Origin of the sequence: Streptomyces hilarionis, assembly GCF_024539675.1 — a bacterium.
Taxonomy (GTDB): Bacteria; Actinomycetota; Actinomycetes; order Streptomycetales; family Streptomycetaceae; genus Streptomyces; species Streptomyces hilarionis.
This window is the reverse complement of sequence record NZ_JAHHIT010000035.1, coordinates 24,043-44,440: the sequence shown is the minus strand read 5'-3', so window position 1 is coordinate 44,440 and position 20,398 is coordinate 24,043. Positions and strand designations below refer to the sequence as shown.

The 20,398-nt window shown below is 69.9% G+C and carries 21 protein-coding genes and 1 pseudogene; 7 read left to right on the top strand and 15 right to left on the bottom strand.

The window, feature by feature from the left end:
• Nucleotides 1–13 precede the first annotated feature (13 nt).
• The gene (locus tag KMS84_RS05410) at nucleotides 14–1,285 is read left to right on the top strand and encodes a COG4705 family protein (protein WP_256914876.1); all 1,272 of its coding nucleotides are present in this window, start codon (nucleotides 14–16) and stop codon (nucleotides 1,283–1,285) included.
• Between the two features lie 211 nt (nucleotides 1,286–1,496).
• Here the strand turns inward: KMS84_RS05410 and KMS84_RS05405 are convergent, their stop codons facing one another.
• The 3 genes from KMS84_RS05405 to KMS84_RS05395 form a co-directional block, all read right to left on the bottom strand.
• Nucleotides 1,497–2,369 (bottom strand): RNA polymerase sigma-70 factor, encoded by an 873-nt coding sequence (locus KMS84_RS05405; RefSeq protein WP_256914875.1) that lies wholly within the window; start codon nucleotides 2,367–2,369, stop codon nucleotides 1,497–1,499.
• Nucleotides 2,366–2,944: a carboxymuconolactone decarboxylase family protein gene (locus KMS84_RS05400; protein WP_256914874.1), complete on the bottom strand. Its 579-nt coding sequence runs from the start codon at nucleotides 2,942–2,944 to the stop codon at nucleotides 2,366–2,368. The genes KMS84_RS05405 and KMS84_RS05400 overlap by 4 nt, the downstream gene beginning before the upstream one ends.
• A gap of 313 nt (nucleotides 2,945–3,257) precedes the next feature.
• Entirely contained in the window at nucleotides 3,258–3,617 is a 360-nt protein-coding gene (locus KMS84_RS05395; RefSeq protein WP_256914873.1) for a nuclear transport factor 2 family protein, read from the bottom strand.
• A gap of 202 nt (nucleotides 3,618–3,819) precedes the next feature.
• On the opposite strand from KMS84_RS05395, the gene KMS84_RS05390 reads away from it, so the two are divergent.
• Nucleotides 3,820–4,338, top strand: coding sequence for a TetR/AcrR family transcriptional regulator (locus tag KMS84_RS05390; RefSeq protein ID WP_256914872.1), 519 nt, complete (start codon nucleotides 3,820–3,822; stop codon nucleotides 4,336–4,338).
• A gap of 183 nt (nucleotides 4,339–4,521) precedes the next feature.
• Nucleotides 4,522–5,010: a response regulator gene (locus KMS84_RS41080; RefSeq protein WP_306425435.1), complete on the top strand. Its 489-nt coding sequence runs from the start codon at nucleotides 4,522–4,524 to the stop codon at nucleotides 5,008–5,010.
• A gap of 271 nt (nucleotides 5,011–5,281) precedes the next feature.
• Here the strand turns inward: KMS84_RS41080 and KMS84_RS05375 are convergent, their stop codons facing one another.
• From KMS84_RS05375 to KMS84_RS05360, 4 genes are read right to left on the bottom strand one after another with little or no spacing between them, the layout of a single operon-like run.
• Nucleotides 5,282–5,950 carry a response regulator gene (locus KMS84_RS05375; RefSeq protein WP_256914871.1) on the bottom strand — a complete coding sequence of 223 codons (669 nt, stop codon included), beginning with the start codon at nucleotides 5,948–5,950 and terminating at the stop codon, nucleotides 5,282–5,284.
• Nucleotides 5,947–7,230 carry a sensor histidine kinase gene (locus tag KMS84_RS05370; RefSeq protein ID WP_256914870.1) on the bottom strand — a complete coding sequence of 428 codons (1,284 nt, stop codon included), beginning with the start codon at nucleotides 7,228–7,230 and terminating at the stop codon, nucleotides 5,947–5,949. Before KMS84_RS05370 ends, KMS84_RS05375 begins: the two co-directional genes overlap by 4 nt.
• Nucleotides 7,231–7,257: 27 nt before the next feature.
• Nucleotides 7,258–8,097 carry an ABC transporter permease gene (locus KMS84_RS05365; protein WP_256914869.1) on the bottom strand — a complete coding sequence of 280 codons (840 nt, stop codon included), beginning with the start codon at nucleotides 8,095–8,097 and terminating at the stop codon, nucleotides 7,258–7,260.
• Entirely contained in the window at nucleotides 8,094–9,032 is a 939-nt protein-coding gene (locus tag KMS84_RS05360) for an ABC transporter ATP-binding protein (protein WP_256914868.1), read from the bottom strand. Before KMS84_RS05360 ends, KMS84_RS05365 begins: the two co-directional genes overlap by 4 nt.
• Nucleotides 9,033–9,428: 396 nt before the next feature.
• Here KMS84_RS05360 and KMS84_RS05355 point away from each other — a divergent pair, with 396 nt between their 5' ends.
• Nucleotides 9,429–9,797 carry a hypothetical protein gene (locus KMS84_RS05355; protein ID WP_256914867.1) on the top strand — a complete coding sequence of 123 codons (369 nt, stop codon included), beginning with the start codon at nucleotides 9,429–9,431 and terminating at the stop codon, nucleotides 9,795–9,797.
• A 269-nt stretch (nucleotides 9,798–10,066) separates the two neighbouring features.
• Here KMS84_RS05355 and KMS84_RS05350 read toward each other — a convergent pair whose 3' ends face one another.
• Nucleotides 10,067–10,435 carry an MmcQ/YjbR family DNA-binding protein gene (locus tag KMS84_RS05350; RefSeq protein WP_256914866.1) on the bottom strand — a complete coding sequence of 123 codons (369 nt, stop codon included), beginning with the start codon at nucleotides 10,433–10,435 and terminating at the stop codon, nucleotides 10,067–10,069.
• Nucleotides 10,432–10,827 carry an MmcQ/YjbR family DNA-binding protein gene (locus KMS84_RS05345; RefSeq protein WP_256914865.1) on the bottom strand — a complete coding sequence of 132 codons (396 nt, stop codon included), beginning with the start codon at nucleotides 10,825–10,827 and terminating at the stop codon, nucleotides 10,432–10,434. The genes KMS84_RS05350 and KMS84_RS05345 overlap by 4 nt, the downstream gene beginning before the upstream one ends.
• Before the next feature lie 132 nt (nucleotides 10,828–10,959).
• On the opposite strand from KMS84_RS05345, the gene KMS84_RS05340 reads away from it, so the two are divergent.
• Nucleotides 10,960–11,907 (top strand): helix-turn-helix domain-containing protein, encoded by a 948-nt coding sequence (locus KMS84_RS05340; protein ID WP_438818901.1) that lies wholly within the window; start codon nucleotides 10,960–10,962, stop codon nucleotides 11,905–11,907.
• A 201-nt stretch (nucleotides 11,908–12,108) separates the two neighbouring features.
• Here KMS84_RS05340 and KMS84_RS05335 read toward each other — a convergent pair whose 3' ends face one another.
• The 4 genes from KMS84_RS05335 to KMS84_RS05320 all read right to left on the bottom strand — a co-directional run bounded on the left by KMS84_RS05335 (nucleotide 12,109) and on the right by KMS84_RS05320 (nucleotide 15,711).
• Nucleotides 12,109–12,567, bottom strand: a complete 459-nt coding sequence (locus tag KMS84_RS05335) for a Cif family virulence factor (protein WP_256914863.1) — start codon at nucleotides 12,565–12,567, stop codon at nucleotides 12,109–12,111.
• A 54-nt stretch (nucleotides 12,568–12,621) separates the two neighbouring features.
• On the bottom strand, nucleotides 12,622–13,644 hold the full coding sequence (locus KMS84_RS05330; protein ID WP_256914862.1) for an alcohol dehydrogenase catalytic domain-containing protein: 1,023 nt from the start codon (nucleotides 13,642–13,644) through the stop codon (nucleotides 12,622–12,624).
• A gap of 44 nt (nucleotides 13,645–13,688) precedes the next feature.
• Nucleotides 13,689–15,125: a carboxylesterase family protein gene (locus KMS84_RS05325; protein ID WP_256914861.1), complete on the bottom strand. Its 1,437-nt coding sequence runs from the start codon at nucleotides 15,123–15,125 to the stop codon at nucleotides 13,689–13,691.
• 280 nt (nucleotides 15,126–15,405) lie between these two features.
• Entirely contained in the window at nucleotides 15,406–15,711 is a 306-nt protein-coding gene (locus KMS84_RS05320) for a transposase (RefSeq protein ID WP_256914860.1), read from the bottom strand.
• A 329-nt stretch (nucleotides 15,712–16,040) separates the two neighbouring features.
• On the opposite strand from KMS84_RS05320, the gene KMS84_RS05315 reads away from it, so the two are divergent.
• Nucleotides 16,041–16,316: a hypothetical protein gene (locus KMS84_RS05315; protein ID WP_256914858.1), complete on the top strand. Its 276-nt coding sequence runs from the start codon at nucleotides 16,041–16,043 to the stop codon at nucleotides 16,314–16,316.
• 225 nt (nucleotides 16,317–16,541) lie between these two features.
• Nucleotides 16,542–17,075: pseudogene (locus KMS84_RS05310) on the top strand (DDE-type integrase/transposase/recombinase); the annotation flags it as partial.
• 58 nt (nucleotides 17,076–17,133) lie between these two features.
• Here KMS84_RS05310 and KMS84_RS05305 read toward each other — a convergent pair.
• Nucleotides 17,134–19,533, bottom strand: a complete 2,400-nt coding sequence (locus tag KMS84_RS05305) for an ABC transporter permease (RefSeq protein ID WP_256914857.1) — start codon at nucleotides 19,531–19,533, stop codon at nucleotides 17,134–17,136.
• A complete protein-coding gene (locus KMS84_RS05300; protein ID WP_256914856.1) occupies nucleotides 19,533–20,300 on the bottom strand; it encodes an ABC transporter ATP-binding protein in 768 nt (255 codons plus the stop codon). The genes KMS84_RS05305 and KMS84_RS05300 overlap by 1 nt, the downstream gene beginning before the upstream one ends.
• Nucleotides 20,301–20,398: the final 98 nt, after the last annotated feature.

Sequence of the window (20,398 nt, the reverse complement as noted above, 5' to 3'; positions counted from 1 at the left end):
TGAACCTGGCCGCATGACAACGACAGCGGAAGCGCGCACGCGCAGCGGGCGCCTCATGCTCAACAAGGTCCCCGAGGTCACCATCTGGTTCTGGGTGATCAAGATCCTGTGCACCACTGTGGGTGAGAGCTTCGCCGACTGGATCAACATGAAGCTGGGCGTCGGCCTGGTGAACACGGCCTGGATCTTCACCGGGGTGTTCGTGGTGGTCCTGGCCGTCCAGCTGCGGCTGAAGCGGTACGTCCCGTTCCCCTACTGGCTGACCGTGGTCGTTGTCAGCGTCACGGGGACCCTGTACACCGACATCCTCACCGACCAGCTCGACGTGCCGCTGTGGATCAGCTCCGCGGTCTTCTCGGTGCTGCTCGCGGTGGTCTTCGGCGTGTGGTGGCTGCGCGAGCGGACGCTGTCGATCCACTCGGTCACCACGCTGCCGCGCGAGTCGTTCTACTGGCTCGCCGTTCTCGTCACCTTCGCGCTCGGCACCGCAACCGGCGACTGGACCCTCGAGCTCACCGGTTGGAGCCCGGGCGCTTCGGTGCTGTTGCCGCTCGGCCTCATCGCCGCGATCACGCTGCTGTGGAAGTTCGGCGCGAACCCGGTGCTGTCCTTCTGGCTCGCCTACATCCTGACCCGCCCGCTGGGCGCGAACATCGGCGACTGGCTCGCCTCCCCGAAGGTCGCCCAGCCGGGTGAGCCGACCGGCCTCGCGCTGGGCACCTTCACCACCAGTCTGATCTTCCTCGGCCTGATCCTGGCCACCGTGGTCTACCTCACGGTGACGCGCTCGGACGTGACCGAGACCTACGACGCGGCCCACGCCGTCCACGCCACCGGCGACCTGCGAAAGGAACGCGTCGGCCTGGCCGGCTTCGCGCTGCTTGCCGTCGCCACCGCAGGCCTGCTGATCTGGGCCCACGGCCAGCCGCACACCGGCCCGGCACCGGAGGAGGACAACACCTCCGCGGTCCAGATGGCCCCCGGGGAGGCGGTGAAGAAGTTCCCGCCAGCCAAGGTCGCCGCCCTGAAGGCTCTCGCCTCCACCTCGCTCAAGGACGCACGCTCGGGGAACGCGAAGGCGGCGCACGCGGCCGCACAGTCGCTGCGTGACCTGTGGGATGCCGACCAGGCCTCGCTGGAGCCGCTGGACGAGACCGGTTGGACCTCCATCGACGCGCAGATGGACAAGGTGCTGGGGACCTTCGGCATCGACCACTCGAACCCGCCGATGCCACCCGCGCAGCAGGAGAAGGAACTGAGCGCCCTCCTGACGGACATGGGCTGACCGTCCACCCCCTCTCAGCGAAGCCCGTCGGGGCGGTCGAAGCCGATGCCGATGGCTTTGACCGCCCCGTGCCGCAGCAGAGCACGCCGGGCCGACACCTTGCGCGGGCTCAGCTCATCCCGCCGCCGTCGGGTTCTGGCCCGGCTTGGGATGGTGAGTGTTCCGGGCGGCTTTCGCCCGGAACACCGACGACACCAGAGCTGTAGGCGGCTTACCTGGTGAGTTCGACCGGTTCGTTCAGTCTCGTCAGCTTCCGTGGGTTTCTCACCAAGTAGACCCGCGTGACCTGCCCGTTCTCCACCACGAGGCTCACCGCCGTGGCCAGCTCGCCGTCGAACTCGATCCGGCCCGCAGGCGCCCCGTTGAGCCACACGGCCGTCGTCGTGAGCGAGGCCACTTCCGCCCGGTTCGTGCGCGCGAGCACCTTCGCCACGACCTCGACTCCGTGGATCGGAGCCAGAGCGGCGGCCGCAAGCCCGCCACCATCGGCGATCAGGACCACGTCCGGCGCCATGACCTCCACAAGCTCCTGCAACTGCCCGGTGCGCAACGCGAGCAGGAACCGTTCCACCACGGCCTGCTGCTCCGACCGACTCACCCGCACCCGCGGCTGCCGGGCCGCCACATGCGCGCGTGCTCGCCGCGCGATCTGCCGCACCGCGGCCGCGGACTTCCCGATGGCCTCGGCGATCTCGCCGTACGGCAGCTCGAAGACCTCGCGGAGCACGAACACCGCCCGCTCCGTGGGCCCGAGCGTTTCAAGAACGGTAAGCATCGCGATCGAGACGCTCTCCGCGAGCTCCACGTCCTCGGCGACATCGGGGCTGGTCAGCAACGGGTCCGGCAGCCACTCGCCGACATAGTCCTCGCGGCTGCGCGCCAACGTCCGCAGCCGGTTGAGCGCCTGCCTCGTGACGGCCCTGACGAGATACGCCCGCGCGTCGCTCACCCGCGACTGGTCGACCTGGGCCCACCGCAGCCAGGACTCCTGCAGCACGTCCTCCGCGTCGGCCGCGGAGCCGAGCATCTCGTAGGCGACCGTGAACAGCAGGCTGCGATGGGCGACGAACGGGTCCTCGGTCATGACGTCGACGCCACGCCGGACGTTTGAGGACGCGCGGCCAGCGGGATCTCGCAGGCCTCGGAGTAGCCCTGCGAGGTGATCCCATGCGCCGTGTTGCACCTGGCGGCCATGTTGGCGAAGCCGATGAACACGGTGAGCTCGACCAGCGCCGCCGGGCCGAGCCGGCCGAGCAGACTCGCCGACAGCTCATCGGTGACGGTCGTCGGCGTGTTCGTCATCGCCTCGGCGTACTCCATCACCTCCCGCTCCAACGGCGTGAACACCTCCGACTCCCGCCAGCGCGGCACCTGGCTCGCCTTGGCCAGGTCCAGGTTCTGGTTCAGTGCCGCGAAGTAGTTGACGTCGAGGCACCAGCTGCAGCCGATCTGTCCCGCGACGGCCATGTGCGCGAACGTCTTGAGGCTCGCGTCGGCCGCGTCCCAGGAGCCCACCTTGGCCGAGAACTCCTGGTTGGCCTCGGCGAGCTTGGGGTTGTTCCACAGCACCTCGTTGGGCTCGGGCACGGAACCGAGCTGCTTGACCAGGTTGTCGCGGAGCTCGGCGGGGAGCTCGGCCTTCGGGACGCGTAGCGCCATGGGGTTCTCCTTGGACGTCTGCCTGTTTGGCATGAAGACACCAGCGGGCCTGCGAATGTGACAACCACCATCGCCCCTGGGCATGGATCGTCAGCGCGCACAGGCTCGAACCCGACGGCGGAACCGGACCAGATCACCTGGGACAGCACCCGCCATCCCGACTCCCGGGACCAGATCACCTGAGATCCCCGGCACCCTCGCGTCTCACATGATCTGGTCGCCACAGGTCACAGCACTGTCCACGGACCAGATCGGTTGGGGCGGGACATGCCGTCTCGTCTCAGGCGAGGCCGTCGCCGTGCTGGTTGGGCCTTCACTTTCTGGCGCTTGCGACGCCCAAGCCGTCCATGTAGTCGCGGACTCGCGTGATCAGTCCGTTGCGGACGTGGAGTATCAGAAGGCCGGGGACGGTGAACGTGGTGGCCTTGGGCGGCAGCGTTCCCACCACGACATGCTCGGCGACGATCACTTCGGGATCGGCGGTCTCGTAGGCCGCGACCCTCCTGACCTCCTCCACCTGCACAGGGCTGGCGCCCCAGGCTGCCCTGTAGCCGGCACGTACGGCCTCACGCCCCTCGAAGGTCGGAGGGAACCCTGGTGAGGAGAACGGGAACTCGTGCACCGCGTCGATGGTGTAGAGATCGGCGAGATCGTCCGGGGACTTGTCGAGCATGGCTTCGTAGTAGCAGGTCAGCACCTCGTGAGGGGTGCGAGCAGCAGCAGGTGTATCCAGAGGTGGCACAGGGTTGTTCCATTCGCTCAACGTTTGTTGACTCAGTAACCGTAGGTTCGGTCCAACGTTCGGTCAACGGCTGTAGAGTGAATCGGTGTCTACTTCTCGCCAGTCCCGTGCCGACCGACGCCGAACGACCGAGATGCGCATCCTCGACAGCGCCCGGGAGCTGTTCGCCGAGAAGGGATTCGAGCGCACCACCATCCGCGCCGTGGCGGCTGCGGCGAGCGTCGATCCGGCTCTGGTGATGCAGTACTTCGGCTCGAAACGGGAGCTGTTCAGCCAAGCCGTGCAGGCGTTGCCCGTCCCGCTGACGGCCACTGACACCGACGAGCTCGTCGATCAGTTGCTGGCCTCCCTCGGCCTCAAGCTTGGCGGTCTTCCCGAGGGCACGCTGGCGGTGATGCGGTCGATGCTCACCGACCAGGCAGCAGCCGATCACGTCCGTGCCGCTCTCGGCCGCCAGATCGACAGCGTCGGAGCCACCCTGCCCGCCGCCGAGGATCCCGAACTGCGTGCCGCACTGCTTGTCACCGCATTGCTGGGCGTGACCATCGGCCACCAGCTCCTCGGTCTGGCCTCGCTTCGTGAGGCCTCTGCGGATCACATCGCCGCGTTGCTCCGCCCCGCCATCAAGGCATTGGCAGGACCACCGGGGTAAACGCAGTGCCCCTGGCGCTCGGAATGTGAGCAGTCTGTACTCAGGCCCAGCAGCGGTAGTGGGGGGTGTAACGGGTTCCACCGTGATTCCGCATTGGCTTCATCGGGCTGGCGCGGTGACGGGATGTGGCGGGCGAGCGGGTCGAGTTCGGCGCGGTACACCTGGGCGGTGACGTGCCGCTCGGTGCGCTCGGCCGGCCCGTCGAGCGACCAGTACGCCGCGATCGCCGGGGCGTTCATCCACTCGGTGATCAGCGGCAGGTCTGCCGACCGGACGGGCCGCAGTCGGAACTCGCCCGCGGCGGTCGTCAGCGTGCAGGGGAGGGCGGGGTGGATCACGGGTCGCGACCGGGTTGGGCAGAGTGACGTACACCGACTGGGTCGACACCGGGCCGACGACGACACCATCGGCCGCCACCTGGAGACCGGCCTGCGCGGCAACGGGTACACGCCGACCTGGAGCCGGACGGTTTCGCCGCTCCGGCCGAGGCCGCGCGCCCCCTACGACGTGCTGCTGCTTGACCTGGGACTGCCCGGCATAGACGGTCTGGACGTCGCGCGCGCCCGGCACCCGGACCTGCTGATCGTCATCCTGACGGCCCGCACGGACGACATCGACGTCATCGCCGGCCGCGGGGGGCCGACGATTATCTCGTCAAGCCCTTCAGCCTGACCGTGCTGTTCGCCCGGCACCGCGCCCATCTGCGCCGCCAGGTCGTCGCCGCACCGGCTCAGGGAACCCGTCCGGCTGGCCGACCACGTCATCGACGTTGTGGCACGCCGCTGCACGCTCCACGACCAGCACATCGAGCTGCATCCCTTTGTGGGGGCACGGCTACCGCTTGGGACTCTGACAGACGCAGCTGACACGGCGCAGTGACGCATGCCTGGTGGGGTGGCGGGGGCAGACGGGTTGCCCGGGCTCCCGGCCATGGCTCGTCGGTTCAGTCCGCGGTCGGCCGGGCGAGGCCGTGGTCGTAGGCGAAGATCACGGCCTGGATGCGGTCGCGGGCTCCGATCTTGGCCAGGACACGGCCGACATGCGTCTTGACCGTGGACTCGGACAGCGCGAACCGGGCGGCGATCTCCCCGTTCGTCCAGCCCTTGCCGACGGCGACGAGGATCTCCCGTTCGCGGTCGGTGAGGGAGGCGAGCCTCGGATCCTCAGTGGAGTCGCCCCGGTGGGCGGGGACGTACTGGGTGTACTCGTCCAGGAGGCGGCGCGTGAGGGCGGGCGCGATGACGGCGTCGCCGACGGCGACGGCGCGGATCCCCGCGAGGAGTTCATCGGGACGCGCGTCCTTGAGGAGGAAGCCGCTGGCACCGGCACGGAGGGCGGCGTGAACGTACTCGTCGAGGTCGAAGGTGGTGAGCACCAGGACGCGGGAACGCGCACCGGCGGCGGCGATGCGGCGGGTGGCCTCGATGCCGTCCATGCCGGGCATGCGAACGTCCATCAGGACGACGTCCGGGCGCAGTTCGGCGGCCTTGCGGACGGCCTCGGCGCCGTGCGCGGCCTCGCCCACGACGTCGGTCTCGGCGACGGAGTCCAGAAGTAGGTGGAAGCCGTAACGTTGCAGCGGCTGGTCGTCCACGATGAGCACGGTGGTCATCGGTCACCGCCGCTTCCCGGCGTGAGGTCGAGGATGGCCTCGACGCTCCATCCGTCGCCGTCCGTCAGCCCTGCGCTGACGGTTCCGCCGTACAGAGCCGCTCTCTCCCGCATGCCCACCAGCCCGTGTCCTTCCTCGTTCGGCGGTCCCGGCCGCGCGGCCGGGCCGGTGTCCTGGACCTGGATGGTCAATCGGCTGTCCTCGACGAGGATCGCCAGGTATACCCGTGTGCCGGGGGCAGCGTGCTTGAGGGTGTTGGTGAGAGCTTCCTGGACTATGCGGTACACCGTCAGCTGCACGCCGCCGTCCAGTGCCTCGACGTCGCCGGAGGTCCGGTAGAGGACCTCCAGTCCCGCGGCGCGCACCTTGGCGCACAACCCCTCGATGTCCGCGGTGCCGGGCTGCGGGCTGAGCTCCAGCGCGCCCGGTGGGCCGTCCCCGGCCTCGCGCAGCACGCCGAGCACGCGCCGCAGCTCGCCCAGGGCCTGCCGGCCGGTGTCGCCGATGAGCTGCAGGGCTTCCTTGCCCCGTTCGGGGGCGATGTCCGTGGCGTAGGCGCCGGCGTCGGCGAGCGTGATGATCACGGACAGGTTGTGGCCGACGATGTCATGCATCTCCCGGGCGACCCGGGTGCGCTCGGTGGCCGTGGCCAGCCTGCTGCGCTGGTCGCGCTCTATCTCCAGCCGCGCCGCCCGCTCCCGCAGTCCGGCGAGCTGGGCCCGGCGGATCCGCACCACCATCCCGAGCGCGAGGGCCGCGGTCGCCGTGCTCAGCAGGAAGAACAGCGCGTCCCACACGGACACGGCCGGGGAGACGCGGACGGCGACCAGCACCATCGCGCCCGCCATGGCCGCGCAGGCCCACGGCAGCTGCCGCAGCCGCCCGTGCAGAGCGAGGCTGTACAGGGCGACGAAGAGGGCGATGTCCGCGCGCAGCGGCGCGCCCAAGGACCACTGGAGGACGAACACCGCCGTGATGGCGGCGAAGGCAGCCGCAGGTCTGCGTCGCCGCCACAACAGCGGCAGTACCAGGCCGGCCTGTAGGGCCAGGATTCCCCCCACGGGCAGCTGGGTGAAGGCGAGCCGGAACCGGGGCGGCCCGTCGCCGTCGTCGGCACCGCCGTGGATCAGGTCGGGCAGGCAGAACATCAGGAAGACCAGGACGACGACCGCGGTGTCCAGCACCCAGGGATGTGTCCGGTCGGCATGCCGCAGCCGCTGGCCGCCCCGGGACAGTCGGGCGACCAGCGGTCCCATCCCGCTGATGTCATCGGTGGTCATGGACGTCACCTGTCCATGGTGCGGGCGTCAGACGTCACTGCGTACGAGCCGGTACGCCGCGCCGCCCAGCGCCAGCGCCGTCCAGCACACGAAGACCAGCAGTCCGGCGCCCGGCGAAAGGGTCGTGGAGTCGTGGGTCAGGGCGAACATCGCCTGGCCCGCGTCGGACGGCAGGTAGGGGCTGATGTCGTCCTGCCAGGAGCTGGGCAGCAGGGAGATCAGTCCGGGGATCAGCATCAGGGTCGCGACCAGGACCGAGATTCCACCGGCCACCGACCGCAGCAGCGCGCCCAGCGCAGCGCCGATCACTCCGACCAGGCCCAGGTAGAGCCCGGCGCCCAGCAGGCTCCGCAGGACGCCGGCGTGCGAGAGGCCCATGGCCGCGGGCGTGCCGGAGACGATGCCGCTGCCGACGAGGAAGGCGACGAACGCGCCGACCGTCCCCACGGCCAGCGCGACCAGACCGAACGCGGCCGCCTTGGACCACAACACCGGCAGACGGCGCGGAACGGCCGCCAGCGTCGAGCGGATCATGCCGGTCGAGTACTCGCCCGCCGTGACCAGCACGCCGAGCACGCCGAGGGCCAGTTGGGCGAAGTTCGTGCCGAAGAGGGACAGGCTGACGGCCGTTGAGGCAGCGAAGTCCGGGTCCATGTGGCTGGAGCCGATCTCGGACTTGTAGCGGCTCGCGGCGATCAGCCCGAAAGCCACCAGGAACAGCAGGCCGAGGCCCAAGGTGATCCAGGTCGAGCGCAGGGACCACAGCTTGGCCCACTCGGAGGCCAGCACGCGCCGGCCGGTCACCCGGTAGGCGGGACGGGAGGGTGCAGTCCTGGGTTCCTCCGCCGTCGCGGTGAGGGTGCTCATGCGGGCCTCCCGAGGGTCTCGATGCCGGTCGTGGTGCCGTGGTACTCCACGGCGTCCCTGGTCAGGTCCATGAACGCCTCTTCCAGCGACACGGTCCTGGCACTCAGCTCGAACAGCGCGATGCCGTGTTCGGCGGCCCTGAGTCCGATCTCGCGGGCGGTCAGCCCGCTCACCTGGAGCTCCTCGGAGCCGATCCGGCCGGTGACGTCGACGCCCGGCCCGGCCAGCACGTCCCGCAGCCGCGCCGGCTCCCCGGTCGCCACCCGCACCGTGTCGCCGCCCGCCTCGCGGATCAGGTCCGCCACGGTCGTGTCGGCCAGCAGCCGCCCGCGTCCCACGACGATCAGGTGGTCCGCGACCAGCGCCATCTCGCTCATCAGGTGCGACGACACGAACACCGTCCGCCCCTCGTCGGCGAGCCCCTTGAGCAGGTTGCGGATCCAGAGCACGCCCTCCGGGTCCAGTCCGTTGACCGGCTCGTCCAGCATCACCGTCTGCGGGTCGCCCAGCAGGGCCGCCGCGATGCCCAGGCGCTGGCCCATGCCGAGGGAGAAGCCTCCGGCCCGCTTCCTGGCCACGCTGCCGAGGCCGGCGACATCGATGACGTCGTCGACCCGGTTGCCGGGGATGCCGTGGGTCAGGGCGAGGGCCCGCAGGTGCTGGTAGGCGGAGCGGCCCGGGTGGATGGACTTCGCCTCCAGGAGGGCGCCGACCTCCTGGAGCGGGGCCCGGTGGCGGGCGTAGGGGCGGCCGTTCACGGTGACGGAGCCGCTGGTCGGGGCGTCGAGGCCGACGATCATGCGCATGGTCGTGGACTTGCCCGCGCCGTTGGGTCCGAGGAAGCCGGTCACCGTGCCGGGCTTCACGATGAAGTCCAGCCCGTCGACGGCCGTCTTCTCGCCGTACCTCTTGGTCAACCGCCGTGCGTCGATCATTCGCGTTCTCCCTGTCGGGGGGGGGCGGCGTCCACACCTCCGACGCCACACCCGCAACGCTAAGTGCCAAATCACCCCAATCCGGTGGTACCAGAGGGCTGAACTGCGGTGGGTGCGTAGTACCGCGGTACTACGCACCCACCTGCGGCGCTTACCGTGCTCGTCGGCTCCGACGTGGTCGCAGCGCACGTCCGGCCGCCGCGACGGGCACCGCCGCACCCTCGGCGCCCGCCGCTCGCCATTCGCCGTGCAATGGGCCCGTTCCGGGCTCCTGGCCAGGCCCCAGGTGTCCGACGCGGCGTTAGCCCTTTTGGATCTTCCCCCGAAGGTTCCCGGCACCCGACGGAGTGCGCGCCGTGGGCATACCCGGAGGGTTCCACTGGATCTTTCTCCGTTGTGTTCTTCTGGCAGGTCATCGTGCTCTTCCCGGTGATCCACCGACTGCGGGAAGCCAACTCCGCGCTGCGTTTCGAGGCGTGTCTTGACCTGCTGGAGACCGTTGGTTCCCTGCTGCTCCTCGGCGGCATACTGCTGAGATTCCTGGCGGGGGAATCCTGGATCTGGCTCGGCCTCGCAGGCTTCCTGCTCCTGGCCACTGTCTACGCAGTGAAGGGTGTCCACTGGCGCGGCGCGCGCCGCCACCCGCGGGCTGATCCGAATGGCGGGGCCCGGATCATGCCCCGGATCCCTTTCTGCGGACGACCCGGATCACAGGACGGAGCGGCGGAGCAGCAGCGTCAGCACAGCGGCGTGCAGCAGGACTAAGCCGAGGGATCCGCCCCACAGGGCCCAGGCGCGCGAGCGTCCGCTGTGCACCGCCCGCACGTCGGCCAGAAGGGGGCCAGGAGGTGGTGCTGTCCGACGACGTCTTCGAGCCGGGTGGGGCGAAGGCGGTCGGCCAGGGGGCGGGCGGGCTCCTCGTCGAAGAGCGGCAGGGGTGCCTCCATCGGTCTCTCGGGGCGGAGGCGCACGTGTGAGGATGCGGCGGGCGTTGCACGGTTGCTGGTGAGCGTGGGGTCAGGGGCTCGCGACGCTCAACGGGCGCCAGGGCGGGCGCGCTTCGGCAGCCGATCGACGACCAGGTCGTAGGAGTCCTCGACTGCGTCGGTGACCAGTCGCTTGGTGATGCCGGGGCCCGGTCCCAGTGAGATCCAGTGCCGTTTGTCGAGATAGCGGCCGGGCGTGATCGAGGCGTAGCGGCGAACGTGCGCGCTCGCGTGTTCAGGTTCGCACTTGACCGTGATGATCTGCTCGTCCGGGTCGTCGGTGACGATCAGGAACACCTTGCCCGCGACCTTGTAGACGTCCAGGTGCTCCGTGAACGGGTAACCGTGATCCGTTCCGGGCAGCGCGAGGGCCGTCTGGCGGGCGGTGTCCTGGACCCGCTCTCCGGCGGTGTTCACCGGGCTGCCCGAGTTGTGCCGCCGTAGGTGTGCGGGTCGACGGGCCGCTCGGCCTTGGGCAGGCCGGCGACGACGAGCCGGTAGGAGTCGGTGACGAGCTCCCTGATGAGCGAGTCGTCGACGCCGTCCCCGCCCTCCAGCGTGATCCAGTGCTTTTTGTTCATGTGGTAGCCCGGGCTGATGTGGCTGTTGTGTTCCCGCAGGGCGAGGGCCTCGCCGGGGTCCGCCTTGAGGATCACGACTGGGCGGCCGGGGACCTCGGTCATCAGCATGAATACCTTGCCGCGCACCTTGAAGACGTCCCAGTCGTCGCCGAAGGGGTGCTCCAGCTGGGCTCCGGGGAGTCCCTGCGCGTAGTCGGCGGCCGTCTTGTGGAGGGTCGATTCGTTCATGGGAGAGGTGTCGTCTTTCCGTGAGGTGGTGGTGGGCTGCGGCATCGAAGGATGCGTGGGCACGTCGCGATCGGGACGGCACGTCCCATCCTTCCTTCGGAGCCGACGAAAAGGCGGGTAGGCTGCGGACATGTGATGGTCGACAAGCGACACCCCAGCTCAGGCGGCGGGCGGGCCGCAGCGGCCGAGATTCCGCTGTTCGGCTTCCAGCCCCCCGTCGGCACCCCCTACGGGCTGGAGGTGAGCACCGTGGAGGACTTCTTCGCCCATCACGATGACTGGCCGTGGAATCCGCCCCGGCCGGGCCGCGCCACCTTCCACTACCTCATCGCGGTCACCGAGGGCGAACTGCGGCACGATGTCGACCACCTCACCCGCACCATCGGACCCGGTCAGTGGCTGTGGGTACGACCCGGACACGCGCAGTGCTGGCATCCCCCTGGTGCCGCCCGCGGCCCGTTCATCCTCTTCGAACCCGACGTCCTGCGGCCCGACATCGCTCGCCTCCTGGCCCCCCTCACCGCGCACGACGCGCCCGCCGTGCTCACCCCACACCCCGACGACGCCACCTGGCTCCACCAGACAGCCCTCCAGCTCCTGGACGAACACCGCGCCCTCGGCCGCCGCCCCCTGGACGTCCACCACGCCCTGCGCCGCAGCCTGCTCGAATCCCTGCTGCTGCGCCTCGCGGGCGCCCCGGGAGCCGCCACAATCGCCAGGGCCACGGCCGACGCGGGCCGCCGTGACAGGTACGGGCGCTTCCTGGACGCCTTGGAGCTGCACTTCCGCGAGCTGCACCAGGCCGCGGACTACGCGCGCCTGTTGGGCTGTTCGGTCCGTACCCTCAGCCGCGCCACCCGGGACGCCACCGGCAAGGGGGTGCGGGAGCTCATCGACGAGCGTCGCCTGCTCGAAGCCCGGCGCCTGCTGGGCGACGGCCGGTGGGACGCCCGGGCCGTGGCCGCCCAGCTCGGTTTCTCCGATCCCGCGAACTTCGGCCGCTTCTTCCGCGACCGCACCGGTCTTACTCCGGCCGCGTTCGCGGCGAGCGAGGCCGCAGGGGCTACGAGCCCTCCGTGAGCGGGCTGCTCCGGGCTCCGCGGCCCCGTCCTCATCCGGCCGTCCGGGCCGGAGGTGTGAGCGCGATCATGACGACCTCGTCGGCTGCCTCCACGTGCCGCATCTGCGCGCTTTCCTCGCCAAAGAGACCTTCCTGGGTTCGCCCTCAGGAGCCATCCGCAGGTCGATCGATGCCCTCGGAGGAGGGCGTACTGACGGTTCTCAGACGATCTTCTCCGCGGAACCGAAGTCCATGTCCATCGGGCGAATGAACGACCAGGTGGAGTGGATGACGCGCCACTGGGACCCCTCTTCCTTCTGGTACAGCTCGATGCAGTTGTACTTCATGTCGATGAGGTTGGTGTTCGCGTACAGCTGGTAGGTCAGTAGGGCCATGTCGTCACCGAACTGCACGCGCGGGCTACGGAAGTCGTACTCCTCGGCATGGAGCTTTCCGTCCACTCCGTCCAGGAAGGCGTCGATGGTGTCGTGGTCCTCGACGCGTTCCAGATGGGCGCCGTCGAAGTAGGTGAAGCTCCTGCGCGACCACAGTTCGCGGTATCCGGAGACGTCGCCGTTGAACCATTTGTCCAGGGCGCTCTTCTCCAGCCCGATGAGGTGCTCGGCGAGCTGCTTCTGCTCGTCCGTGCAGTTCGCTTCGTCGACAGGAACGGTAGGCATGATCTTCCCTTCGTGCATGCCGCGGCCGGTGCGGACATGGAGTGGTGGGTATCGTCAGTCGTCGAGGAGCACGACGTGCTTGCCTGGCGTGGTGCTGGACTCGACATCGGTCTGGGCATCGCGCACCTGCTCCAGGCCTCGGTAGGTCTTCGCGACCGGGACCTTGAGCCGGCCCTCGGCGATGCCCTGGAGCTGCTGCTGGAACACCGCGGCGGGCAGGTCGGCGGCCTCGCCCGCGTAGCTGGTCAGCCGCACCCCGCTGGGGATCATGAACGGGGTGAAGTCGGGGATGGCCCACCCGCCGGCGAGGGCGCCGGTGAAGCAGGCGGTGCCGTGTACCCGCACGCATCCCAGCGTGTCGGGTAGGGCCGTGCAGCCCACCAGCTCCAGCGCCGCGTCCACGCCCTGCGGCGCGAGGTCCCGGATCTTCTCGGCGATCTTCCCGTCGTCCACCACTGGGTGGGCGACGCCCATCGTCCGCAGTTCGCCGGCCCGCCCGGCGTGCCGGGTGGTGGAGATGACGGTGGCACCGATGTCCTTGGCCATCGTCGCCGCGCTGAGCCCGACCGTGGAGGTGCCGCCGCGGATCAGCAGCGTCTGCCCGGCCTTCAGGTCCAGGCCGCGGGTCAGTGATCCGTAGGCGGTTTGGAACATCTCCGGCAGCGCGCCGATTACCTCCCACGGCAGATCGGTGCCGAAGGGGATGACCTGCCCGGCGGGGACGGTCACGTACTGGGCGTAGGCGCCGTCGAAGGACCGGCCCATGCCGCCCATCATCGTCGCGACCTGCTGCCCGGGCCGCAGTCCGCTGTCCTCGTCGGCCTCGTCGACCAGGCCGACGCCTTCGATGCCGGGGATGCGCGGGTAGGTCACCTCCGCGTCCGACTCGCCTTTGCGGGTGGTGACTTCGGACTCGTTGACGCCGAAGGCCTTCACCTGGATCCGCACCCAGCCGGGCTTGCGGACGGGCACCGGAACATCCTTGATCTGAAGTGCGTCCGGGCCGCCGGGCCGGGTGACGACGACGGCCCGCATCGTCGCCGGTGCGGCGCCGCCGACTGCTGTTGGTCGGCTCATGTCGAGTACCTCGCTCCGTGTTGTTCCGTATCGCCCGTCGGTCGTCAGGGGCGGTCGATGCCTTCCCAGAGGTCGAGGACCTGCTGGTAGTGGGCGGTGCCCTCGAAGGGAGAGCCGCCGACGGTTTCTGAGGTCGGCTGGTCCGTGACGGCGGGCCACAGGCGGGAGTGCTCGCCGGTGGCGAAGTCGAGGACGATGTCGCGGATACGGGTGTCACGCTCGGCCTGCTCCGCGCTGCGGCCCGGCTGTTCCTGGCCGACCAGGGCGTACATCTCGGTGCCGTGCACGGCGGGCGCGCCCTCGGCGGGGCCGATCATCAGAAGGTGGGCGTTGCCGCCGGCGGCGGCGTGGGCCAGGGCGCCGCGGGCGGCGGGGATCGCGAAGAGGTAGTCCGCCATGACCGCGGCGCGGACCTCGGCCGGGGTACGGCCGCCCTGGTCGTAGGCGTCGACGATCTTCTGTGCGCGGGAGCGGGAGATGCGCCACCCCGCGACCTCGTCGACGACGCGGTCGACGGTGCCCGGGTCGAAGCGGTCGAGGTCGTTCGCCACCCACCAGCCCATGTCGTCGCTGGCCATGCTCAGCAGGATGTCGACGTCGCGGTGCGCGCCCGAGGCGAGGACGTCCATGGGGTGGGCGTGCACCACCGCACCGGGCTGCCCGATGTCCAGGACGACGCCGGTGGCCTTGTTGTCCACCCCGCCGCGGACTCCGAGGTCCGTCGGGGCGACCTGGCGCAGGGCGTCCCGCAGGGAGAGCGGGTCGAGGTCCAGCAGCTTCTCCGGGTTGTCCGCGACGCCGAGTTCAGTGACGAACAGGTGCGCGATTTCCTCGGCCCACCAGGCCGGGACGGAGCGGGCCGGCCCGCCGGAGAACCCGGCCAGGCGCCGGTACAGGCCGTCGGCGGAGGAAGCCCCGAGCAGCCCGAAGGTGGAATAGGCGCCGCCGCTGTGACCGTAGACGGTGACGTTGTCGGGGTCGCCGCCGAAGTGGGCGATGTTCCGCTGGATCCAGGTGAGCGCGGCGATGATGTCCTGGAGGAAGAGGTTGCTGGCCTCGGCGAGCTTCCCGCCGTAGTGCGAGAGCGAGAGCGGGCCCAGTGCGCCGAGCCGGTAGTTGATGGACACGCCCACCACGCGCCCCGTCGCGGCGAGACCGGCGGCGTTCGAGGTGATCTGTGTGTTCGCGCCGTACTCGAATCCGCCGCCGTGGATGTACACGGTCACAGGAAGCGCCTTCGAGGCCGGCTGCTCGGGGGCCCACACGTTCAGGTTCAGGCAGTCCTCGCCCATCCCGCTGTCCGCCTCCAGCCAGTCGCCGCTGTCGGGCTGCACGGAGACGACGCCCTTGCGGTCGTAAGGGAGGTCCGGATCGAAGTCCGCGACCACGGGGCGGCAGTACCGCTCGGCGGTGGCGTAGGGAATCCCCCACCAGGACCGCACCCCTGGTGCAGTCGGGGCCTTGGGTGCGGTGGCGGTCATGACATGTCCTTCCGGCGCGGTTCGGTGTTCTCCATCGTTCCCTGGGATCCGACGAATCGGTCGGCAGACCGCGGTCAGCCGGTGGTCAATAGGTGACACTTCTCGGTCCTTGCTCCTAGGTCAGGCCACTGCGGGCAGGCCGAGGTCCTGCCGTCAGCGGACCCTGAGGGAACCCATCCGAGCGGCCACAGCACGGGTGCCGCTGGTGAAAGGGGCGTGCAGCCGGTGCCGCCGCCGAGGTTGATCGGCGACGGCAACAGCGAACGGTATGGAGGCCGGCTCAGGCGGCTTGACCAAGGTCGGCGGCAGTCGGGGCCTGCTCGTGGAGCTGGGTGAAGTCGACATTCAGCTTCGTCTCGTACGCCTCGGGCTGGATGCCGAGTTCGTGGGTGGAGTACTCGCCGAACCGGTTGACGCGCTCGGTCAGGTACGGCGAGATGCGGGCCAGGTCCTCCGGCTCGATTGTCCAGCCCTCCTCCAGTAGCTGTCGCACGATCTCCGCGAACTCCGCGTCGAGGGCGGGGTCGTGGGCGGCCCGCAGGCGGCGCTCGGCCTCTGCGCGGGGGTGGGGGAGGGGCTTCCGCACCAAAGGTCGGGTACTCACCGCGTCGCGCGGGTGACGGCAGGCGTAGGTGCCGCCCTTCGTGCCGACTTCGTCCGCCGGCGCGAGGACATCTGCGGTCCTCCGCAGCGGCAAGCGGCTGGAACCAGCCGCGGGCAGGCGCGACGTGCGAGGTGTTTCCACCTCTTCTTCCCCTTGATCAGAAAGAATGCGATGACAGCGCCTCCGAGGAGCAACATGACGATGGTTGCTGGCCAGTTGTCTGCTATCGCCGCTGCCTGTGGGTACATTTTTCCTCCTGAGGATTACGGGGAGGGGTCGAGGTGGCCGGACGTTGGTATACAGCCCTGGGCGTGAACCTGCTGCTTGGAGTCCCGGCAGTGGTGCCGATCTGGCTGCTCTGGTTCGTCGCGGCAAACTGGGCAGGGCCTCGGGAACCCACAGAGAACGACGGCATGGCCCTGTGGCTGGTGATCATCGTCCCCATCGTCGCTCTGTACCTGCTGCTCTGGTCTGCCGCTAACCGACCTCTGGCACGCCGGACTTCGCTCGACGTTCGCGGCTACTGGTCGCTCAGCATCCTGGGTACTCTCCTGCCGACCGCCGCACTCATCTTCATTTCACCCTGATCGGATCGGCACGAACCGGGAGTCATACGTGGCCGCCCTCTGCTCCCCTGCCGGCACCCGAGTTGTGTGTGGGGGACCTTGAGAGGTCCTGGCGCGCCTGGACGTCGCCGATCCCGACGACGCCTGCGACCGCTGGTGGGACGGCCCCCGTTAACAACGCTCGTGGTCAATACAGCTAGCACGTCGTACACAGTTGAGCCGGGCGCCCATCAGGCTTCACGCGGACCCGGCCGCGGGAAGGCCCCCGACGTCATCGGCCGCGACTTCACGGCAAGCGAGCCGAACGCGAGGTACGTCGGCGACATCACCTGTCTCCCGCTGGACGGCGGGGAGTTCCTGTATTTGGCCACCGTCATCGACCTCGTTTTCACTTCACGCCGCCTGGCCGGCTGGGCGATCGCGGACCACATGCGCACCGACCTCGCGGCCGCCGAACAGACCCGTGGAAGCCTGGCCGGGGTGGTCATACACACCGGCGGGGCCCAGTACAGCCGGGTCTTCGGCGACGCCTGCCGCCAGGCCGGCGTCCGCCAGTCGATGAGCGCTGTCGGCAGCTCGGCGGACAGCACGCCCGCGGAGTCCTTCAAGGCGACGCTCAAACGCGAGACGCTTCAGGGCCGAAAGCGCTGATCCAGCTAACGCGAGGCCCGTCTCGACGTGTTCCGTTGGCTCAACCGCTGTAACACCCGACGCCGACACTCCCGCCTCGGACAACGCAGTTCCATCGCCTACGAGACAGCACTCGACACAACATCAACTACCCCGGCCCAAGCCGCATGGCCCGTGTCCAAGATCCCGGGTCAAGGCCCCGTGCTTATTACACCGCCTGCCTGCTCAGGGTCCTCGCGGTCATCGCGAGGCCGGCGAGGACGGCCGCCATGAGGGTGCCGAGGACGGCGGTGGTGAGGGTGCCGGTGCTCAGGTGCAGGCTCACGTCGGAGCCGGTGGCCTGGGAGAGGCCGGAGGCCATGCCTGCCAGTGGGGGCAGCGTCACCAGGATGCCGAGGGCGGCGCCGACGACGATGACCAGGGACGTCTCGCCGACCGAGACCAGGAGCAGCTGGCCGACGGTGCCGCCGGCGGACTTCATGACCCCGAAGTCGCGGCGTCGGCCGTGGGCAGCCATGGCCATGCTGTTGGCCACGGCGATCACGCTGTAGCCGACGGCGATGGCGATCAGCATCATGGCGAGGCTGTCGGTGAGCTTGGCGTCGGTCTGGTAGTCGGCCAGGGCGTACTCGGCGGCGTCGTGCAGGGCGGTGCCGGGGACGGCGCCGGAGGCCTTGGCATCGCCGGGGACGAAGATGTCGTCGGTGAGCGCGGCCGGGTCGTGGGCGCGGACCAGGTCGCGGGAGACCACGAAGTCACCGCGGGCCGGGTCGTCGGGCAGGACCGAGCCGACGCGCAGGGTGACGGCGGTGCCGTCGGCGAACCGGACCGGAACCTCCTCGCCCTTGGCCAGGCCCAGCTTCTTGGCGGTGCGCTCGCCGAGGACGGCCTCGCCCGGCTTGCTCCAGCGCGGGTCCCGGCTGCCCAGGACGTCCAGGACGGTGGCGTTCCCGGCCTGCTCGGTGCCCTTGTCGGCCTTGAGGACGAACGCGCGGGTCGGCAGGGCCGCCTTGCCCACCGGGTTGGCGGCGACGACCTCGTCGGTGTTCCCGGGGGTGCCGAACGGGGTGACGATCGTCTGTCCCGAGACCTTCAGCGCCTCGCCGGCCGGGTAGGCCACGCGCATGGTCTCCACCATGCCGCTGAGCAGCACCGCGAAGCCGACGGCGGCGATCACGGGGGCCACCAGGGAGGCGGCCCGGCGCGGGTTGGCGACGAGCTCGGCCCGGATCAGGACCGGGCCCGCGGAGCCGCCGCGCTGGAACGGGGCGGTCAGGAACCGGCCGACGGGTCCGATGAACGCGGGGGTCAGCAGGGCGGCCGCGACGATCAGCGTCATGGTGGCGAAGATCGCTATGTTGATGCGGTTGTCGGCGCTGGAGGTGGCGGTGCCGATGGCCAGGAGCACACCGGCCCCGAGGACGGCCAGGCCGGCGATCCAACGGCCGCGCCCCATGCCCTGGTTGGCGGAGCGGCTGTCCAGGAGAGCCTCGATCGGGGCGATCCGGGCGGCCTCGCGGCCGGCGGTCCAGGCACCGATCACGCTGACGCCGACACCGATCACGGAGGCCGTGAGCAGCGGCCAGGCGGCGACCGTGACCTCCATGCCCGGCGGCGCCACGTCCAGGTTGTCGAGAATGGAGCGCAGCACCGGGGCGGCGACCACGCCGGCCACGCAGCCGGCGATCGAGCCGAGCAGACCGACCACTGCGGCCTCACCGATGATCATGCGCTTGACCTGCTGGGGGGCGGCGCCGATGGTGCGCAGCAGACCGATCTCGCGCCGCCGCATCCCGGTCGCCAGGACCAGCATGGAGGCGACCACGAACACCGTGGTGAACAGGCCGAGGATGGCCATGGCGCTGATGAGCTGGACGCCCAGGAAGCGCTTGTGCTCGATGTACTGCGGCTGCAGTTCGGACCGGCCGTCGCCGGATACGACGTCGCCGCTGTCGCCGAGGACCTTCTTCGCGGCGGTGACGATCGTGCCGGTGTCGGCTCCCTTATCGACGACCAGCGCGATGGCGCCGACACCAGGCTGGTGCTGCGCGGCGAACGCCTCGCTGAAGTAGTAGCCGGGGCCGTCCACGGTACCGACCACGGTGAACTGCTTGCGGCCCTCAGTGAGGTTGACGGTCAGGCGGCTGCCCGCGGCCACGCCCAGCGCGCAGTCCACGACGACCTCGTTCGTGGCGCTCGGCGCGCGGCCGGAGACCAGTTTGTAGGGCGCCATCCGCGCGCTGGACCAGCCGTGCCCTGACTCCAGGGCACCCTCGTCGGTGACGGGCTTGCCACCCTCGATCGCCTGGGCGTAGAAGGAGCGGTCCACCACGGCGTCGGCCACACCCGGGACCTTGTCGAGTCCGGCCACCAGCGGCTCGGCCTCGGCCTTGCTCCACGGCATCCGGTCCTCGGGGCTGCCATCGGCGTCGGCGGCCTTGTGGGGCAGGGCCAGGGCGGTGGTGCCGTCGTAGCGGGGCTGGACCCGGGGCCGGGCGGAGTCGTAGATGACCAGGGTGGTCGAGATCAGGGCGGCGCCGACCAGGACGGCGACGAAGGCTCCGAGGAAGCTGGACCAGCGTTCGCGCACGTTCGCGAGGATCAGCATCACGCCTCCAGCCGGGCCATGTGGGTGGCGATCGCGGCGGCGTTGTTGCCGCCGGAGTGACGGTCGAGCGAGATGCGGTCGGCGATCTGCCCGTCCTTGAGGAAGACGACGACGTCGGCCACGGACGCGGCGACCGGGTCGTGGGTGACCATCAGGGTGGTCTGGCCCTCCTGGTCGACCAGCATCCGCATCATCCGCAGCACCTCGCGTGAGGTGGTGGTGTCCAGGGCACCGGTGGGCTCGTCCGCGAAGAGGACGTCGGGGCGGGTGACCAGCGCCCGGGCGAGGGCGACGCGCTGCTGCTGACCGCCGGAGAGCTCACTGGGACGGTGCCCGGCGCGCTCGGCGAGACCGACCGCGGCGAGCGCGTTCGCGACCTGCTCGCGGCTGACCTTGCGGCCGGCGAACCGGGACGGCAGTTCGACGTTCTGCGCCGCCGTCAGGGACTCCACCAGGTTGAAGGCCTGGAAGACGAATCCGATGTGGTCACGGCGGAGCTGGGTGCGCTGCTTCTCGTTGTGCTGCCCGATGTCCACGCCGGCGAGGACGATCCGGCCGTCGGTCGGCAGCTCAAGGCCGGCCGCGCACTGCAGCAGGGTCGACTTCCCGGAACCGGAGGGGCCCATGATGGCGGTGAAGGTGCCGCGCGGGAAGCCGATGGTGACCCCGTCCAGCGCGGTCACCTGACGACCGCCGGCGCCGTGGACCTTGCGTACACCGTGGAGTTCGACCGTGTCCTGTACCGGGGTTTGCCTCGTTGTCGTCATGCGTCGATTCCACTGCACGGGGGGTGCCCGGGGCACTGATCCACCCTCTACTCCTGAGGTAGAGGCAGCTCTACCGCCAAATCCTTTTCCCCGCAGTT

Bases quoted from the DNA above. Each gene is read 5' to 3' on its own strand.
- KMS84_RS05360 (WP_256914868.1), bottom strand. From the start codon at position 9,032: ATGATCGACGCACGGCGGTTGACCAAGAGGTACGGCGAGAAGACGGCC.
- KMS84_RS05390 (WP_256914872.1), top strand. From the start codon at position 3,820: ATGCGCATCCTCGACAGCGCCCGGGAGCTGTTCGCCGAGAAGGGATTC.
- KMS84_RS05345 (WP_256914865.1), bottom strand. From the start codon at position 10,827: ATGAACGAATCGACCCTCCACAAGACGGCCGCCGACTACGCGCAGGGA.
- KMS84_RS05365 (WP_256914869.1), bottom strand. From the start codon at position 8,097: ATGAGCACCCTCACCGCGACGGCGGAGGAACCCAGGACTGCACCCTCC.
- KMS84_RS05325 (WP_256914861.1), bottom strand. From the start codon at position 15,125: ATGACCGCCACCGCACCCAAGGCCCCGACTGCACCAGGGGTGCGGTCC.
- KMS84_RS05405 (WP_256914875.1), bottom strand. From the start codon at position 2,369: ATGACCGAGGACCCGTTCGTCGCCCATCGCAGCCTGCTGTTCACGGTC.
- KMS84_RS05335 (WP_256914863.1), bottom strand. From the start codon at position 12,567: ATGCCTACCGTTCCTGTCGACGAAGCGAACTGCACGGACGAGCAGAAG.
- KMS84_RS05330 (WP_256914862.1), bottom strand. From the start codon at position 13,644: ATGAGCCGACCAACAGCAGTCGGCGGCGCCGCACCGGCGACGATGCGG.
- KMS84_RS05400 (WP_256914874.1), bottom strand. From the start codon at position 2,944: ATGGCGCTACGCGTCCCGAAGGCCGAGCTCCCCGCCGAGCTCCGCGAC.
- KMS84_RS05305 (WP_256914857.1), bottom strand. From the start codon at position 19,533: ATGCTGATCCTCGCGAACGTGCGCGAACGCTGGTCCAGCTTCCTCGGA.
- KMS84_RS05370 (WP_256914870.1), bottom strand. From the start codon at position 7,230: ATGACCACCGATGACATCAGCGGGATGGGACCGCTGGTCGCCCGACTG.
- KMS84_RS05375 (WP_256914871.1), bottom strand. From the start codon at position 5,950: ATGACCACCGTGCTCATCGTGGACGACCAGCCGCTGCAACGTTACGGC.
- KMS84_RS05300 (WP_256914856.1), bottom strand. From the start codon at position 20,300: ATGACGACAACGAGGCAAACCCCGGTACAGGACACGGTCGAACTCCAC.
- KMS84_RS05410 (WP_256914876.1), top strand. From the start codon at position 14: ATGACAACGACAGCGGAAGCGCGCACGCGCAGCGGGCGCCTCATGCTC.
- KMS84_RS05395 (WP_256914873.1), bottom strand. From the start codon at position 3,617: ATGCTCGACAAGTCCCCGGACGATCTCGCCGATCTCTACACCATCGAC.